Here is a 16,590-nt window from a genome sequence, read left to right on the forward strand (position 1 = left end):
TGTTAATTGTTTTTTAAAGATTTAAAATAAGGAGCATAAAGCTTCAAGTCACTTCGTATCATAGCAGTAACCCCATCACCAGTAATGGTTGAACCAGCTATAGCATCAACGGCATTATCGGTCTTTCTATCATTTTTAGGATCTGCATTTCCCTTAGCTACTGTAATGCCTCTAAATTCACCAGATTCGTCTAATAAGTGTTCGCCAATAAAATCATCCATAAAGAAACGTTCTTTAATATTGGCACCAAGACCTGGCGTTTCACCTTTGTGGTCAAAATAAGCGCCTTGTACCACCATGTTTTCGTCCATTCCTACATAACCCCAAATAGCATCCCAAAGTCCTTTACCATGAATTGGTGCTACATAAATAGTTTTACCATCTACTTCACCAACAAACAATGGCAAACGTCTTTTCGAGGCATCATCTTTAGCACCTGATTTTTCTTTTTTAACATCTATCAAATAGGCTTGGTCATCTTCTGTTACATTTCCATCTTGAATCACCAATTGCTTGGTAACATATTTTGAAAACTCACCAGCCACTTTATCAGCAGACACAAAATTGGCGCTAGTTTCATCATTTTCATTGATACCAAATGCATACAAAATGTTTTGTTGCTTTTCAATACGCTGGTTTTCAGAAATCTTTCCTTTTAATGAAGACGCTGCATATGCTAAAACAGAGCCCACAACTAAAACCATAACAATGGCAAAAATAATGGTATATGAATTTTTATCTGTTCTATTTTCCATAATTAAGCTGTTTTAACTTTTACACGTTTCAATCTCTGTTTAATATTTCCTTGAATGATATAATGGTCGATGGTAGGTGCAAATACATTCATTAATAAAATGGCTAACATCACTCCTTCTGGGTAAGCAGGGTTAAAGACTCTAATTAAAATGGATATGAATCCTATAAAAAATCCGTAATACCATTTTCCTTTATTAGTTTGTGACGCCGTTACAGGGTCTGTTGCCATAAATACAACTCCAAAAGCAAAACCTCCTATGATTAAATGTTCCCAAAAAGGAGTGCTCATTAAACCATAAAATTTACTGCTTTCCGTGATAATCCCTGCACTAACCACTTGATTGAAGATTAATCCCATAACGATGGCTCCTAATGCCGATGACAACATAATTCTCCAGCTTCCTATTTTGGTAAAGATTAAAAACAAACCTCCCAAAATAATGAGTAATGTGGACGTTTCTCCAATGGAACCGGGAATAAACCCGAGAAACATATCAGACACCGAATATGCGATTTCTTTACCTTGAGCTAAACTTCCTAAAATCGTTTCACCAGAAATGGCATCTAAATTAGCCCCCGCAGCAATATCATTTGTTCTTTGAACCGCACCTTCAACCCATACTTTATCACCACTCATCCAAGTTGGATAAGCAAAGAATAAAAAGGCTCTAATAGTTAATGCCGGATTTAAGATATTCATTCCGGTACCGCCAAAAACTTCTTTCCCAATAACAACACCAAATATAACGGCAATGGCCAACATCCATAATGGAATATCAATAGGTACAATAAGTGGCACAAGCATCCCTGTTACCAAATACCCTTCCTCTACCTCATGGTTTTTAATAACGGCGAATAAAAACTCCACGCCCAAACCAACACCATAGGAAACGATAACCAATGGGATGATTTTCCAGAAACCAATCATGAAATTATCTAAGGTCCAAAATTCTGAACTAAAAAAACCAGAAGTTACTGCCTGAATATCACCAACTGCCAAGTTATGTTGATAACCAGCATTGAACATACCAAATATCAAACATGGGAGCATGGCTAATATAACCGTATTCATGGTACGCTTTAAATCGTCTGCCACCTTAATATGGGTACCATTGTGCGTGGTATCATTTGGCGTATATAAAAAAGTATGTAGCGCATTAAACGCAGGCGCCATTTTAGTGCCCTTATACTTTTCCTTTAAACTGTGTAAATTACTTTTTAAACTCATTCTCCTATCTCTTTAAGCATTAAGTCCAAGCCCTTTCTTATAATATCTTGATGTGGTTGTTTAGACACACAAATAAACTCTGTTAACGCAAAGTCTTCAGGAGCCACTTCATACATGCCTAAAGCTTCCATTTCATCTAAATCTTTATACATACATGCTTTTAAGATTTGCATAGGGTAAATATCCAAAGGAAACACTTCCTCGTAATTACCTGTAGTCACGAAAGCTCTATGTTCACCATTGGTATTGGTATCTAACTCGTATTCTTTTTTAGGATTTAACCATGAAAACGTTAAGGCTCTTGAGGTTGAAACTTTATTAAAAACCGGTTTGGTCCAACCAAACAATTCATAATCGTCACCTTCTGGAATTACGGTAATTACATTACTGTAATAATCTAAATAACCATCTGGCTTTATGTGTTTTCCGCTTAATACGTTTCCTGAAATGATTCTTACATTGGCATCTTGAGGAATCCCTTTATCATAGATAATGGTAGCAACTTCACAACCAAGTTTAGCAACAAAATATCTTGGTTTTTCTATGGAAGACCCAACTAAAGCAACGATACGCTCTGCATTAAATTTACCTGTTAAAAGCAATTCGCCAATAATGACTAAATCTTGCGCATTAACGGTCCAAACGACTTCACCTTTATTTACAGGATCAATTTTATTGATTAATGTCCCAACATTTCCTGATGGATGAGGTCCAGAAACTTTGTGCAAAGTAATTCCAGACAACCCAGCAAACGGTGAGGTTGAAGATTTTCCAATCGCCACATGTACCTTGCCTGATGTAAGTTTACCTAATGCAGTAACAGCTGCTTGTAGCTCTCTTTCTTTACCTTTTAGGGTAAAATCTAAATCGGCTGCCAAGGGCGCTGTTGCATAACCAGAAATAAAGATGGCTTTTGGCGATTTGTTTGGGTTAGCAATCACATCGTAAGGACGTTGCTTAATAAATGCCCAACATCCAGATTCCAATAAACGCGCTTTTATAGCCTCTGCATTAGCTGTATCTGGATTAACACTACCATAATCTTTATAGGTTTGTGTTTTATCTGCTTGAATTTTTACAGATAATATTTTGCGTTTTTCACCACGATTAATTTCTATAACCTCTCCAGAAACGGGAGAAACAAACTTGATGTTTTCATTGGATTTATCATAAAACACAGGGTCTCCTGCATTTATTATTGATCCAACTTTAGAAATTAATTTGGGGGTCAGTCCGTGGAAATCTTCAGGCCTTAAAGTATAAAAGTTGCTTAAAATTGCCTTTTCAAGGGTTTTTTCAGCTTCACCTTTAAGTTTAATGTCTAGACCTTTTTTAATGAGAATGTCTTTTGACATATTTTTTTTATTGAAATTATTGTCTAAAAATCGGTGCAAATTTACAAATTAAAAAACCAGTTTTCATAATAAATTAACAGATTTTTGTATAGAATGGCATATGCTTACTTTTGGGCATAAATTTTGTTTATATTTACAAAAACTGCTTTAAAATGCCGCTTAAATATATTTTCTTATCTTACTTCACTTCCATGTTTGCTATGGCCTTTTGCCAGGTTCGCGAAGTCAATCCACCAGATTTTATAAAAACCATTTACTTTAAAGGAAATACCGCTGAAAGTCAATTGCCTGTTTTAAGACTTGGCGAGTATTTGGTTTTGGAATTTGATGCACTAAATGGCAATGAAGATGATTATTACTATAAAATTCAACATTATAATTATGATTGGACGCCTTCGGTGTTAGTAAAAACAGAGTATATGGATGGTTTTGATAACCAACGCATCAGAAACTACGAAAACTCATTTAACACCTACCAAATTTATTCCCATTATAAACTCACCATTCCCAATGAGCAAACCAAACGGTTAAAGATTTCGGGGAATTACATGATGCAAATATTTAATAATAATGATGAATTGGTTTTTTCAAGAAAGTTCATGATTTATGAAGATACTGCCACTGTTGGCGTTAGCCTTAAACGTTCTAGAGCCATTGAGTTTATAGAAGCCAAGCAACGCGTGGACATTGTTATTACTTCAAACAACTTACAACTTAACAACCCAAAGGAAAATGTTAATGTGGTTATTGTTCAAAACAATAATTTAAATACCGCCATTTCAAACTTAAAACCGCAATATACCATTGGCAATCAGTTAATTTATAAATACGACCATGAAACCAGCTTTTGGGGCGGTAATGAATATTTGTATTTTGAAAATAAAGACGTCCGCGCCGCCAATACGGGCATTCAATATGTTGATTTAAAGGACTTGTACCATAATTATTTATTCACCAATTTTTCGAGGGCGAAAAGGCCCTATACATATAATCCAGACATTAACGGGAATTATTTAATTACTAGCATAGATGCTACAAATCCGAGTATTGAAGCCGATTATGTATGGATGCATTTTTCATTGTTACCAGACCCTTCGTTTAAAAACAAGGATATTTATGTATACGGCAATTATAACAATTATGCTTTAGAAGAAAGCAATAAAATGGTTTACGACGAACAGGACAACCTTTATAAAAATGAGATGTTGCTAAAACAAGGCTTTTACAATTATAAGTATATGGTTGTTAATAATGACAATACTTTAGATGAAGGCGCCGTTAGCGGCAATTTTTATCAAACCGAAAACAATTATAAAGTGCTTGTTTATTATAGGGATTTAGGTGCCCGATACGACAAAATCATTGGTTTGGGTGAAGGCAGTTCCATAAATATCTCCAATTAAAGTTAATTAATCGTTATAATTTATTTTAAACACGTTTAAAAATTCGGCTAACATATTAATATTTATTAATTTAGCAGCATTAAATACAACTCTCAGTAGTATCAAATATGGTTCAACAAGTAACAAAAGGCATAAAAATTTCGGTGGAAACTACCTTCGAAGGCTCGTTTTATAAAAACTATAAAATACAGTACGCTTTTGGTTATACCGTAACTATTGAGAACCAAAGTAAGGATTCCGTGCAGCTTAACGCACGCCATTGGGAAATTCTGGATGCCCTAAACAATGTAGAAATTGTGTCTGGCGAAGGTGTTATAGGCAAAAAACCGGTTTTAAAACCTGGCGAATCGCACACCTACACGTCTGGTTGTTTGCTAACCTCTCCTTTTGGTGCCATGTCTGGACATTACAGCATGATTAACTTTACTACTGCTAAAAACTTTAAAGTTAACATCCCTACATTTAAGTTAAGCGCTCCTTTTGCTATAAACTAACGTCATTGCGAGGAGTGAGCGACGAAGCAATCTGTTAAATTTTATCGAAATTATATTGGGGCTGGCTTTCCTCCGCACAACCATGTAAATTTTAAAAAAGAGAAATAGAATTTCTATTATGTAGAATTATTTGTGAGATAATAATTATATTTATCAGCATGTAATTATTGTGTGCAATTTGACGAACAAAAAATAATATGAACTTAAAAGAATTATATCAAATAGCTAAAACTGAATTATCAGGACTTTCTTCACTTGACAATTCTGATTTTAGATTAGAGCAAGCTGAATATAAAAAAGAAGAAGAAATTTGGGAAATAGTTGTTTCATATTTAGTCGAAAACACAAATAAATCCATTTCGCCTTTAGGAGCTTTAACATCTGGATTTAATTATCATAGAATTTATAAGAAAGTAAAAATAGACAATGACAAAAGCGTTATTGGATTTTATATCTATGAAAAATAATGATTTTAATAGATTCTAACTCTCTTTTAGTTTTAATATTAGGATTAATGAATCCAACTTTGATAAATAAACACAGCAAAACGTCGATTTATGAAGAAGAGGATTTTCATTATTTAGTTTCTACTATTAAAAGTATAGAATCAATTGTTGTTCTTCCAAACATCTGGACTGAAGTTGACAATTTACTTAATAAGTTTACAGGAAGTCAAAAAGAATTATATGTTCAAAGGATAATAGAGACAATTAAAAAAACTTCTGAAAAATATTTTGAATCCAAAATTGTTGAAAACAGCGATTCGTTTTATGACCTCGGACTTACTGATACGCTTATTTTGGAATGTGCCAAAAATTGCGAAATGCTTATAACTTCTGATTCTGCTCTATCTGACTATGCAAGAGCTTATGGTATTAACGTTTATGATATGAAAGAATTAAAAAATATAAGATTAAAACAATAAAAGCATTGCACAACAAAGAACTGAGCTAACAATTAAACAACCCTCTCAAACCTAAAAACCACCCCATCCTGCTTCACATGAAAAAATTTACAGTTTGAATAATGTACAAACTCAAAAGGTTTATGGTAATTAAAGTTGTTGTTATCAATTTTATATTCGGCATCCACATCTATGTTTCCATGCGGTGAAATGCGTCTAAATCTGTAATGTGAGTTATTTGTGGTTTCATGAAGCTCAAACCAAGCGCCCGCCGCAATGCCAGATAACCATTGGGCGTTTTCATGTACACCAGCAACTGGTTTTGGCTGTAAAGTGCCTATAAAATTGGGTTGGTGGCTTTCAAGTTTATCTAAAAAACAACGCCTGTTTTCACTTTTTTGAGAGCCTGAATACTTAGAAATCACACCCGTTTGCGAAACTTCAAACGCATGTGCTTCCGTATTTGCCAACAACACGTTTCCAACCGTGCTGGGCGTAAACCAATTGGATATTTCAAGTTTCTTTTTGATTTTTAAATCCGTTACCGAAGCAATTAATGTATCGGTTACAAATCGGGCACAATTACAGGCATTTTTTATAAAGGCGGCATACCTAATAAAATGCTGTTCTTGCATGTGGGTGATGTGAGTTCTCGCTTTATGGTAATCTATGGCGTTACAAACGGAAGCTACTAATTTTCCATCGCCATGGGTTAATTTGGGGTGCGTTCCTAAAAACTCTAAAATCTCGTTCAAGTTTTCAATGTTTCCATCTTTTATTCGTGCCATCAACGGAAAATCCAATTCATTGTCGGTATCTTTTCCCCTCACTCTTCCATGAGGTTCGGAGGTGATGTATCTACCAAAATCATGGTATTCTAAAACGCACGTTTCTTTATTGATCAACACCAATGCAGCATGACCCGCCATTAAATAATTCTTTTTTCCAACGCCCAAAAATCGTAAATACGGCGAAAACCATTCTTTTGAAACCATGACAATAGTTTCGGGATATGCCAACGTTAAAATGATTCCTGTATTACTCATTCACCGTTTGCGGAAGGTTAAAAACAGTATCCGTTACCGTTTTATTTTGAAAATTTTCATAATGCATTTTCAGGGCATCGTTTGTTTTTTCAACTTGAGTAATACTAGTTGTTTTTACAAACCCACGGTTCATAATGACGCCATAATCTTCATTGCCAGCCCCAGCAGTTTTATGAAATTGCAAAAGTGACTCAGATTTTAATTTGTTTTCAGATTTAAAGGTGTTAAACCATTGTAAACGCTCGTTCCGCATGGCTTCAGAATACAAGGTTGCAGACGACCAAATTTGAGGTTCTAGAGATAATTCTTTAGTATGCCTTTTTTCGCCATCCCAAACCAATTCAAAAAATCGAAGCGTATCATTCCAATCAGCCATAACCATCGTAAACGGTTCGATATTAGTAAGTTTATAGGTTTGGATAGTGGTTTCTAGGGTGTCAGAAATCATAAAATCCTTAGCTACTATACCTCTACTTAACCTGTAACTGGGCTGCCTTTTATGAGATACAAAACCGCCGTTCAATAGACAAACCAATCTGTTTTTTTCGCTTATCCCAATCCACGTACCTCCAGATAGATCATCTTTCGGATATAACATCTTAACCCCTTCTACAGAATAGAAATGAGGTGGTGAAGACGTTCTACTAGGGTCTTCATCTCTATTGGACGTTATCACAAAATCGTTTTTACCTTTCGGAATGATGGTAACTGTACACATAACCTATCTAGTCTTAAAATACCTAGCCAACTTACAAAAAATAAATAAATTTTAACTAGGTTTTAATAAGCTTCACCCCAAAAAGTCCTTAGATAATTCGTAAATTTGTGGCTTATTCACTGAAAATTCAATAACAAAAAATCGATTATCATGGGAAAAGGCTTTTTTAATGTACCAATTGCTTATAACGAACCTGTAAAAACGTATGCTCCGGGAAGTCCTGAGCGCGATGCGGTTCTTAAAGCATATAAAGAGATGTTCAAAAGTAAAATTGATGTGCCTTTATACATTAACGGAAAACATGTAAGTACAGGAAATACCAAAACCATGTCGCCGCCACACGACCATAAACATATTGTAGGCACCTACCATCTTGCTGAAAAATCGCATGTGGAAGCTGCTATTTCGACGGCTTTAGAAGCCAGAAAAACATGGTCGCAAATGCCCTGGGAACAACGTGCCGCCATCTTTTTAAAAGCAGCCGAATTAATTGCCGGACCTTACAGAGCAAAGATAAATGCTGCTACCATGATAGCGCAATCTAAAACCATACATCAAGCTGAAATAGATGCCGCATGCGAATTTGTTGACTTCTTGCGTTATAATGTGCAATTCATGACAGACATCTACGCTGAGCAACCTGAAAGTACCAGCGACGTTTGGAATCGATTGGAATATCGTCCGCTTGAAGGCTTTACTTATGCCGTAACCCCTTTTAATTTCACGGCCATTGCGGGTAATTTACCATCGTGTATGGCATTAATGGGCAATGTGGTGGTTTGGAAACCAAGTGACAGCCAAATATATTCCGCCAAAGTGATTATGGACGTTTTTGAAGAAGCAGGTGTTCCTGCCGGCGTTATTAATGTGGTTTTCGGAGACCCTATAATGATAACAAATACCGTTTTATCCAGTCCAGATTTTTCTGGGTTGCACTTCACAGGATCCACATTTATTTTTAAAGAACTTTGGAAACAGATAGGAAATAATATTCACAACTATAAAACCTACCCAAGAATTGTTGGTGAAACGGGGGGTAAAGATTTTGTTATCGCGCATAAAAGCGCGAATGTAAAACAAGTCGTCACCGCTATTGTGCGTGGTGCTTTCGAATTTCAAGGTCAGAAATGCAGTGCTGCCTCAAGAGCCTATATACCTAAAAGTTTATGGACAGATGTAAAAAAACAGCTGATTGCAGATGTAAAATCTTTTAAAATGGGTTCACCAGAAGATATGGGCAATTTTATTACGGCGGTGATTCATGAAGGATCTTTTGATAAGCTTGTGAAATATATTGAACAAGCTAAAAAAGATGCTGATGCAGAGATTATCATTGGTGGTAATTACGATAAAAGCAAAGGCTATTTTATTGAACCAACGGTTATTGTAACGACCAATCCGAAATACGAAACCATGCGCACCGAACTTTTTGGGCCTGTGATTACCATCTATATTTATGAAGACGAGGCGTTTTCAGACACTTTAAAACTCGTTGATGAAACCAGTGAATATGCTTTAACCGGCGCTGTTTTAGCTACTGACAGATATGCCATTACCGAAGCAACAACAGCTTTACAGAATAGTGCGGGGAATTTTTATATTAATGATAAACCTACAGGTGCCGTTGTTGGTCAGCAACCATTTGGTGGTGCAAGAGCATCAGGAACGAACGACAAAGCGGGTAGTGCCCAAAACTTACTACGTTGGGTATCTCCACGATTGATTAAAGAGACTTTTATAACACCTACAGATTATAGATATCCGTTTTTGGGAGAATAGCATTTTTATTAAAATTAAAAAGGCATGATTAAATATAAGTTGGTCATGCTTTTTTAATCTAGAAAAACCTATTACAGTTTTTCGTTGGTCTTTTTGCAGTAATAAATATATTCCGTAATTAGGTTTTTATGGGTTGTTAAAGTACAATGATCAAATATTTTTTGGAATTTTTTGAAATTAAACTTGGTATACAATGCTTGGCTATAATAACAACCTTCCTCTAAAAGGTCGTAGGCATTTTGAATAATGGACAATCCCTTTTCTTTACTAAAGAACGTAAATGGGATTGATGAAATAACAGAATCTATAGGTGTTTTAACATGTTTTTTTAGATTTTCGGCGCCATCGTTGATAATTATTAGCCGCTCATCTTGAATGGTTTCCCTAACATGGTCGCAAAAATCCTTGTTCACTTCAAATGAATATAAGGTGGAAGAATCAGACATGGTATTGAGTATCTCTCTGGTAATATTACCGTGCCCTGTACCAAATTCAACAATTATTTTATTGGGTTCTTTAGAAATATGTTTGCATATATTTACCTCTACATATCTACTCGTTTCCGAAATAGCTCCAGTAACCATAAGGTTCTTTGCAAAAGCGAGGGATGTTTTAAATTTCTGATTCATTTAGGGGATGTCTTTACTTGACAAAGTTAAAGCTATTTAAAGTTAAAATCCCAAGATACAGATAAGGAATAAATCCAAAGATACGATCCGGGATCAAAACTTATTTCCTGATGGGATACTCCCGCCTGAAGCCCCCAATAATTCCTGTCGTTCTTAGAGGAAAAAAAGTACCCAAAGTTTAATTTTTGCGATTGCAGGTTCACGATAACATTTTCAACACCTTCAAAATCAAGTCTGTAAATATCGGGTGAAAATCCCATTCCTGCTTCTACACTAAAGTAGTTAAACATATCTTTCCCGTACTTTCGGTATGTTAAACTCCCAGACATACTGGCGCCTGGATCTCCCGGCGTGACATAAGACCTAAATAAAAAGTAGCTATTTCCTGTATACCACCCCAGTGAACCCGAATAAATATTGGTTGTTTCACTATATTTTAATGACCTAAAGCCTAAAGACACTTCAAATCCTTTTAGCAGCGATTTATACAGTTCGGCTCCATAGCGTAATTTTGGATACAAATAAGAATCGGAAACCCCGACATTAAGATATGCATAAAACCCTTGTGAGATAGTTGGGTACATATCTACCTCAACCTGAGAACCCGTGGAGCCAAACCGCTCACTATAATTAAACCTAGCATGAATACTACCATATTTGGTTCTCCTTATATATCTAAGTGAGTAATATTGCATGGGGTCAAATACTTCAGAATATAGGTCTACTGCTGTTATTAAGCCTATAATATTATGTCTTAAATCGTTGAGCAGCGATTGTTTGAATTCAATTGCTTTTTCATTAGTAGGGTTTTTAACTAAAATCTTATCAATAATAATTAGTGCTTGTTCTTTATTATTTGTGGCGCTTTGGGCACTTGCCTGTAAATATAAAAGCGTTTCGTTTTCGGGAAAATACCCCAATGCTTTTTCGACCATTTTTATGGCATTGTAAGGTGCTGTTCTATATAATTCATTATTTATTGCTGCTTCCCAAGTATCCAAACGTTCAGGGCTTTTATCTAAAACATAATCGAATTCTTGAGCTGCCTTTTTATACTCCCCATCCCAAGAATACGTCGTTCCTAAAAAAGATCGTACATCATGGTAATCTGGGTATTTTGTTAAAATGAATCTAAGCGTATCTTGCGCCTCTTGTCTTTTGGAATCGAATGCTAATTTTCTAGCTACCTCAAAAGAAGCATCTGGATCTCCTTTAAATTCGGTTTCTTGCCCAAAGGCATAAGCACTAAGTAATACAACTATGATTAAAACATGTTTTCTCATGAGCAGGATTTTAATTCAAGCTATTTTTAAAAGCCAGAAATTCTGAATTATTTGGATGGACATCAACTATGCTATCCATTATTTTTTTTGCTAGGTTTTCATTTCCTATTCGCTGATATGCCTGAGCCATTTTTAAACTCACCGATGGATTGATTATCTCATTTTTTAACGCTTCAGAATAAATCGCTGCCGAATTACTTTCTTGATTGGACCACCAATATACATCCAGCAATGCCAAATAGGCATCCTCATGATACGGTGAGCGTTTTATGGCATCCAACAATTCTTCCTTTGCTTTATCATAATCTTTTTGCCAACCTAAACTTCTGCCTTTTAATATTTGTGCATCTGTATAGTTGGGGTATTCGTTAAGGATATAATCACAAAGCAATCTGGTTATATCATATTGTTTTTCAATTGCGAGCTCCCTTGCTATTTCTAAAACCTCGTCGAATGTTTTATTTTTTGCAAACTTATTTATGGTGTTTATCTCTTGTTGTGAAAACTCTTTTTTAGGTGTTACATAAAAATTTAATGAATCAGGAAATATTTTATTCCTTTGAGTTACATAGGCATTTAATTTTTTAAATGCCATCAAGGAATCTAAAATCGTTTTATTTATGTCCTCCTCTATAACACTATAAGTACCAAAATCACTATTAATTTTATACAGTTCTCCATCGGAATAGAAATAATCTTTATAAATCACCTCATTCAAACTTCCTTTATAGCGCATTAACGGAATCATTTTTAAATTCCTAAATTGTTTAAAGGTATCTAAACCTGTTCCAATCCAAGATGTTTTCTCTGAAGGTTTGAACTTGAAATTATTTGACAAATAACTCACTAGACTTGGCGTAACATCCCAATGGGAGGATACTGCTTTAAAGCGTTCTGCTTTTTTAAGCATGGGACTGTAAATGAAAAACGGCACATGAAAACGGCACAATTTGTCTTTTTGAGCAATAGGTATTAACCGATGGTCGCCGGTAATCACAAAAATGGTGTTTTTATATTCAGGCCGTTGCGAATAGGCATTCATGAATTCTTTTATGGCATTGTCTGTATATATCAAGCATCCAAAAATATCTTTATGATTTAATATGGTTCTCTTTATGTCGTCTGATTTTATTGAGTTTTCAACATATACTTCAACTTTAGACCTATACAATTCTTTGTTTGGGTACTCAAATGGTTCATGGGTTGAAAGCGTCATTACTATATCCAATCTTGGCTGTATTTCGGCATTCATTGTTGTTAATACTTTTCTAAATATTTCATGGTCTGGATAACCCCAAGAAAAACCACCATCATCCGTTCTTGTTTTTGTATAACCTGGACCATATTTGCTTTCATCGATTAATTGATCAATGCCATTATATTCCAAAAAATTTATTTTTCTATCAAAACCTGAAGGGCACCCAGAATAGTAAGATGTAGTATACCCATTTGCTTTTAACATGCTTATTAGAGATATGTGCGATGGAGTTTGTGTTATTTCTAAAAAGCCTTTTTCTCCGTAGGGCAAAGATCCTAGTAAAGCCGGTAGTATTCCAAATGAACGTCCCGTAGTGCTAACAAAATTTTCCCAATACAAAGATTTATCGATTAAAGAATCTAGGTAAGGTGTAAAGCCACTATAAATATCGTTATCAACAAACTCGCCCCCCAAACCTTCAACCACTAAAAAAACGATGTTGGGCTTATCTTCATTTTTATTCAAGAATGGCGACAAGACATCTGGAATTTCAGAAGATGCCCTTAATAGTGGAAAATTTTCTGAGTCATAGAGGTTTAACATGCTTAAATCTCTTTGCTCTTTTTTGAATTTTATAATGTCGTAGGTCAAAAAAGCTAATTTATTTTTATATCCATCATTCGATAATTTAGGCAAGACTAACTTCAAAACTCCAAAAAGAAGCACTGACGCCATTAAAATAAATAATACTGGTTTTTGCATATACTTTTTTAAAGAAATAAACGAAACAAACAGTATTACTGGAAAAATAATGAATGGCAAAAAATAAAATATGCTAAGCGATTCGGATGTTGAAACGGTACTGGATACATCATCATAAGAATACCCTAATAAATCTGCTCCCAAATTAACCAATGTTGTTAAACTGTATTTTATCAATGAGAACTGACCAAGAACCAAAACCATAAACAACATTATAACAATGTTTAGGGCTAGTTTTTCTTTAAAATTGTTTATTAAAAAAAACAATGGAAAAACAATTATGCCTATGACAATGCCACACCAAAAATCATTAATAAATTTTAAAATTATTGTCAATAAAAACGGCTCATGACTTGTTGGTGTATTAACAACTTCATAAACACTTAAAATCCAGAATGCAACTATTAATGCAAATGTTAGCTTAATGTAATTATTAAAATGCTCTGTTTTTAAATTAACCTTCATGGCGTTACATATCTAGTTATTAACCAATCCTTTTCTAACCATATTACCCCATTTTTTTTTCTTATTAAAGTAATAATCATAGTTCCCACGTATGGCGGCATAAAGAACAAAGGGATGTAACACGAAGGGCTCTATGGCACTTAACAATACTAGCTTAAAGCCTGTACCCTTCTTTTTATATTGGTGAAAAGTAAGCTCTTCTGAATACAGTGCAATGATTGAAAAAACAACTGAAAACAAATAAGCAAGCAAAAAAAATGATATTGCAAAATCCCACCGTACCTCTTGTAGCACTATGAGGATAATAAAATAAATCAAACCAATTGCTTCAAAAATAGGGGCAAGACGTTCAAAAATCAACCAGTAGGGGTAACTTACTAAACCAAACCAGCCATATTTTGGATTAAAACCTATTTTACGATGCTTTCTAAGGGTTTCAATAGTTCCACGTGTCCAACGGTTTCTTTGCGAGATAAACACTTTATAACTATCGGGCGCTTCTGTCCAGCATAAAGGATCTGGTATGTAGGACACTCTATATTTTTCTCCCTTTTCTTCCATGTACCTTCGCATGCGCACAATAATCTCCATGTCCTCACCAACTGTATTTGTATCGTACCCGCCAACAGCAATAGCAATTTCCTTGTCGAAAATTCCAAAAGCTCCAGAGATTACAAGTAGACCGTTTAATCTGCTCCAAGCCATACGCCCTAACAAAAAGGCTCTTAAATATTCTAAAATTTGCGATTGCACCAATACGTTTTTAGGAAGGTTCACATCTATTAACTTACCTCCTCTTATTTCACAAGAATTTGCAATTCGTATGACGCCTCCTGCTGCAATGACTTTAGAATCTGTAACCTCCAAAAAGGGTTTTATCATTTTTTGAAGCGCATCTTCTAATAGTAAACAATCAACATCAATACAAGCCACATACTTACTGGTGCTTATATTAAGTCCCATGTTTAAAGCATCGGCCTTCCCGCCATTCTCTTTATCAACCACCATAAGTTTTTCGAATGCTGGATTTTTAGATTTAAAAATTCCCGCCCTTAATGGTTTTGTTGCTATTTTTTCGTTTACTATATAATGTACTTTTTCTAAATCGTAAGCTTTAATTAGACGTTCCAAACTATCGTCTTTACTGCCATCATTAACAATAACCACATTATAGTTTACATAATGATTAGACAACAAGGACCTTACGTTTTCAACAATATTCAAACTTTCATTATAAGCGGGCGCAATAATCGTTATGGAAGGAGATATTGTAGAAGACAAGATATCTTTGTAATTAACAAAACTTCTCTTTTTTATATATTCTATGGTCTCTTTACTTGATATGAAAGATAGAATTATATAGGAAAGGATAGATGCAAAAGCATATCCAAAAAACAGGTAATGAAGTATCTGTAATATTATTTTAACCGAACTTGTATCCATTTTATAACACCTTTACCGCTTTAACCATGGCTAAGCTTTTATTATCATTTGACGATTTTGTAAGACCAATATATTTATCAAAATTAATTTCTTTCAAAATTTTAAGAGCCAATAGTTGAATTTCAAAATTCTTGTGAAATAGATAAGCCTCAATAAAGGGTTCATCGTCTGGTGCCACTAATTTTTCAAGTAACTTGAAGAAACTTATTTGCTCTTCTAAACTTAGTTCATTAAAGTTTGCTTTAAGCATTTCTTTTGCTTCTATACCATATAAATGGGCCAACACATCGATAGTTTTTATCCTTACTTCTTTGTTATCATGGGATAATAAATCCATTAAAGTTTCCTTAACTTCAAACTGATTATAGATTTGTGCCAATTTAAGTGCAAATAAAACGACTGAATCGTTTTTGGAATTTAACCAAGGGCGTATATCACATATTTCTTGATTATCAAATTTTTGTAATGTTTCAAGCAATTGTATTTGAATCCATTCGGAGAGGGATACTTTTAAATCATCTAAAAAAGAAAGTCCTTCAAAAAGAAATAAGTTAACCATATAAAGATGGGTCTCACTTCTAACTTCACTTTTAGGGTGATTTATAAATGGCGCAATGGCATGACTGGCTTCATCAATTCCAAAACATCTCAATTCACCTATTCCTTTGGCAATGATGTTCCATTTTTTACTTTTTAAACGTTCAAAAGCAAAATGAATAAGTCCCGTTTCATAGTAAAACGTCTTAATGGAATCAGACATTTCTCCTGAAACCTCATTCCTTAAATTGTATAAAACCGAAACTATGAGTTTTCGTTTAAACCCAGTTTTTATACTATCCTTTATTTTACTAACTATTAATTTTTGAGGCTCGGTGAGTTTACCCGATTCATCTCCCGAATACAAATATTCAATTAAAAGTGCTTCATATTCTGTTTTAAATTTTGCAGCCTCATTGCTCTTTCTTCTAAGCGAAGACCTAATAAATTTAAGACAAATAGCCAGTACAACTATACCTGTTGCCAATATAGCGCTAACCCACCATACCCATTGAATTAAATGAGGGGCATTACTGTAATAATCATAGATATACTGATAATCAACCATTGGGGCAAAATTAATTTCAGAT

Annotated in this window: 15 protein-coding genes; 5 read left to right on the forward strand and 10 right to left on the reverse strand. The window is 34.5% G+C overall.

The genetic code is table 11. From position 1 onward, the window contains the following. Positions 1–2: 2 nt before the first annotated feature. From CDH49_RS00670 to CDH49_RS00680, 3 genes are read right to left on the reverse strand one after another with little or no spacing between them, the layout of a single operon-like run. Entirely contained in the window at positions 3–755 is a 753-nt protein-coding gene (locus CDH49_RS00670; protein ID WP_100613396.1) for a Na(+)-translocating NADH-quinone reductase subunit C, read from the reverse strand. A gap of 2 nt (positions 756–757) precedes the next feature. Beyond that, positions 758–1,984 (reverse strand): NADH:ubiquinone reductase (Na(+)-transporting) subunit B, encoded by a 1,227-nt coding sequence (locus CDH49_RS00675; RefSeq protein ID WP_100613397.1) that lies wholly within the window; start codon positions 1,982–1,984, stop codon positions 758–760. Then, complete coding sequence (locus CDH49_RS00680) at positions 1,981–3,339, reverse strand: Na(+)-translocating NADH-quinone reductase subunit A (protein ID WP_100613398.1); 1,359 nt, start codon at positions 3,337–3,339, stop codon at positions 1,981–1,983. The genes CDH49_RS00675 and CDH49_RS00680 overlap by 4 nt, the downstream gene beginning before the upstream one ends. Positions 3,340–3,491: 152 nt before the next feature. Here CDH49_RS00680 and CDH49_RS00685 point away from each other — a divergent pair, with 152 nt between their 5' ends. The 4 genes from CDH49_RS00685 (at position 3,492) to CDH49_RS00700 (ending at position 6,161) form a co-directional block, all read left to right on the forward strand. Then, on the forward strand, positions 3,492–4,742 hold the full coding sequence (locus tag CDH49_RS00685) for a type IX secretion system plug protein (RefSeq protein ID WP_100613399.1): 1,251 nt from the start codon (positions 3,492–3,494) through the stop codon (positions 4,740–4,742). A 107-nt stretch (positions 4,743–4,849) separates the two neighbouring features. Beyond that, the gene (apaG, locus tag CDH49_RS00690) at positions 4,850–5,236 is read left to right on the forward strand and encodes a Co2+/Mg2+ efflux protein ApaG (RefSeq protein ID WP_100610988.1); all 387 of its coding nucleotides are present in this window, start codon (positions 4,850–4,852) and stop codon (positions 5,234–5,236) included. A gap of 197 nt (positions 5,237–5,433) precedes the next feature. Beyond that, positions 5,434–5,703, forward strand: coding sequence for a hypothetical protein (locus CDH49_RS00695; RefSeq protein WP_100613400.1), 270 nt, complete (start codon positions 5,434–5,436; stop codon positions 5,701–5,703). Beyond that, positions 5,703–6,161, forward strand: a complete 459-nt coding sequence (locus CDH49_RS00700) for a PIN domain-containing protein (protein ID WP_100613401.1) — start codon at positions 5,703–5,705, stop codon at positions 6,159–6,161. Before CDH49_RS00695 ends, CDH49_RS00700 begins: the two co-directional genes overlap by 1 nt. 32 nt (positions 6,162–6,193) lie before the next feature. Here CDH49_RS00700 and CDH49_RS00705 read toward each other — a convergent pair whose 3' ends face one another. Together CDH49_RS00705 and CDH49_RS00710 are read right to left on the reverse strand one after the other, a co-directional pair. Further along, complete coding sequence (locus tag CDH49_RS00705) at positions 6,194–7,186, reverse strand: DUF6695 family protein (protein ID WP_100613402.1); 993 nt, start codon at positions 7,184–7,186, stop codon at positions 6,194–6,196. Beyond that, positions 7,179–7,904: an NRDE family protein gene (locus CDH49_RS00710; RefSeq protein WP_100613403.1), complete on the reverse strand. Its 726-nt coding sequence runs from the start codon at positions 7,902–7,904 to the stop codon at positions 7,179–7,181. Before CDH49_RS00710 ends, CDH49_RS00705 begins: the two co-directional genes overlap by 8 nt. Before the next feature lie 150 nt (positions 7,905–8,054). Here CDH49_RS00710 and pruA point away from each other — a divergent pair, with 150 nt between their 5' ends. Further along, the gene (gene pruA / locus CDH49_RS00715; RefSeq protein WP_100613404.1) at positions 8,055–9,683 is read left to right on the forward strand and encodes an L-glutamate gamma-semialdehyde dehydrogenase; all 1,629 of its coding nucleotides are present in this window, start codon (positions 8,055–8,057) and stop codon (positions 9,681–9,683) included. A gap of 71 nt (positions 9,684–9,754) precedes the next feature. On the opposite strand, the gene CDH49_RS00720 is transcribed toward pruA, so the two are convergent. Genes CDH49_RS00720 through CDH49_RS00740 form a run of 5 tightly spaced genes read right to left on the reverse strand, consistent with a single transcriptional unit; the run spans position 9,755 to position 16,568 of the window. Continuing rightward, complete coding sequence (locus CDH49_RS00720) at positions 9,755–10,312, reverse strand: class I SAM-dependent methyltransferase (protein WP_157805254.1); 558 nt, start codon at positions 10,310–10,312, stop codon at positions 9,755–9,757. A gap of 32 nt (positions 10,313–10,344) precedes the next feature. Continuing rightward, positions 10,345–11,595, reverse strand: a complete 1,251-nt coding sequence (locus CDH49_RS00725) for a YaiO family outer membrane beta-barrel protein (RefSeq protein ID WP_100613406.1) — start codon at positions 11,593–11,595, stop codon at positions 10,345–10,347. A gap of 10 nt (positions 11,596–11,605) precedes the next feature. Continuing rightward, on the reverse strand, positions 11,606–14,020 hold the full coding sequence (locus tag CDH49_RS00730; RefSeq protein WP_100613407.1) for an LTA synthase family protein: 2,415 nt from the start codon (positions 14,018–14,020) through the stop codon (positions 11,606–11,608). Positions 14,021–14,032: 12 nt separating this feature from the next. Continuing rightward, positions 14,033–15,463: a glycosyltransferase family 2 protein gene (locus CDH49_RS00735; protein ID WP_100613408.1), complete on the reverse strand. Its 1,431-nt coding sequence runs from the start codon at positions 15,461–15,463 to the stop codon at positions 14,033–14,035. Between the two features lies 1 nt (position 15,464). Further along, positions 15,465–16,568: a HEAT repeat domain-containing protein gene (locus tag CDH49_RS00740; protein WP_100613409.1), complete on the reverse strand. Its 1,104-nt coding sequence runs from the start codon at positions 16,566–16,568 to the stop codon at positions 15,465–15,467. Between the last annotated feature and the right edge of the window lie 22 nt (positions 16,569–16,590).

Origin of the sequence: Confluentibacter citreus (assembly GCF_002807055.1) — a bacterium.
GTDB lineage: Bacteria > Bacteroidota > Bacteroidia > Flavobacteriales > Flavobacteriaceae > Confluentibacter > Confluentibacter citreus.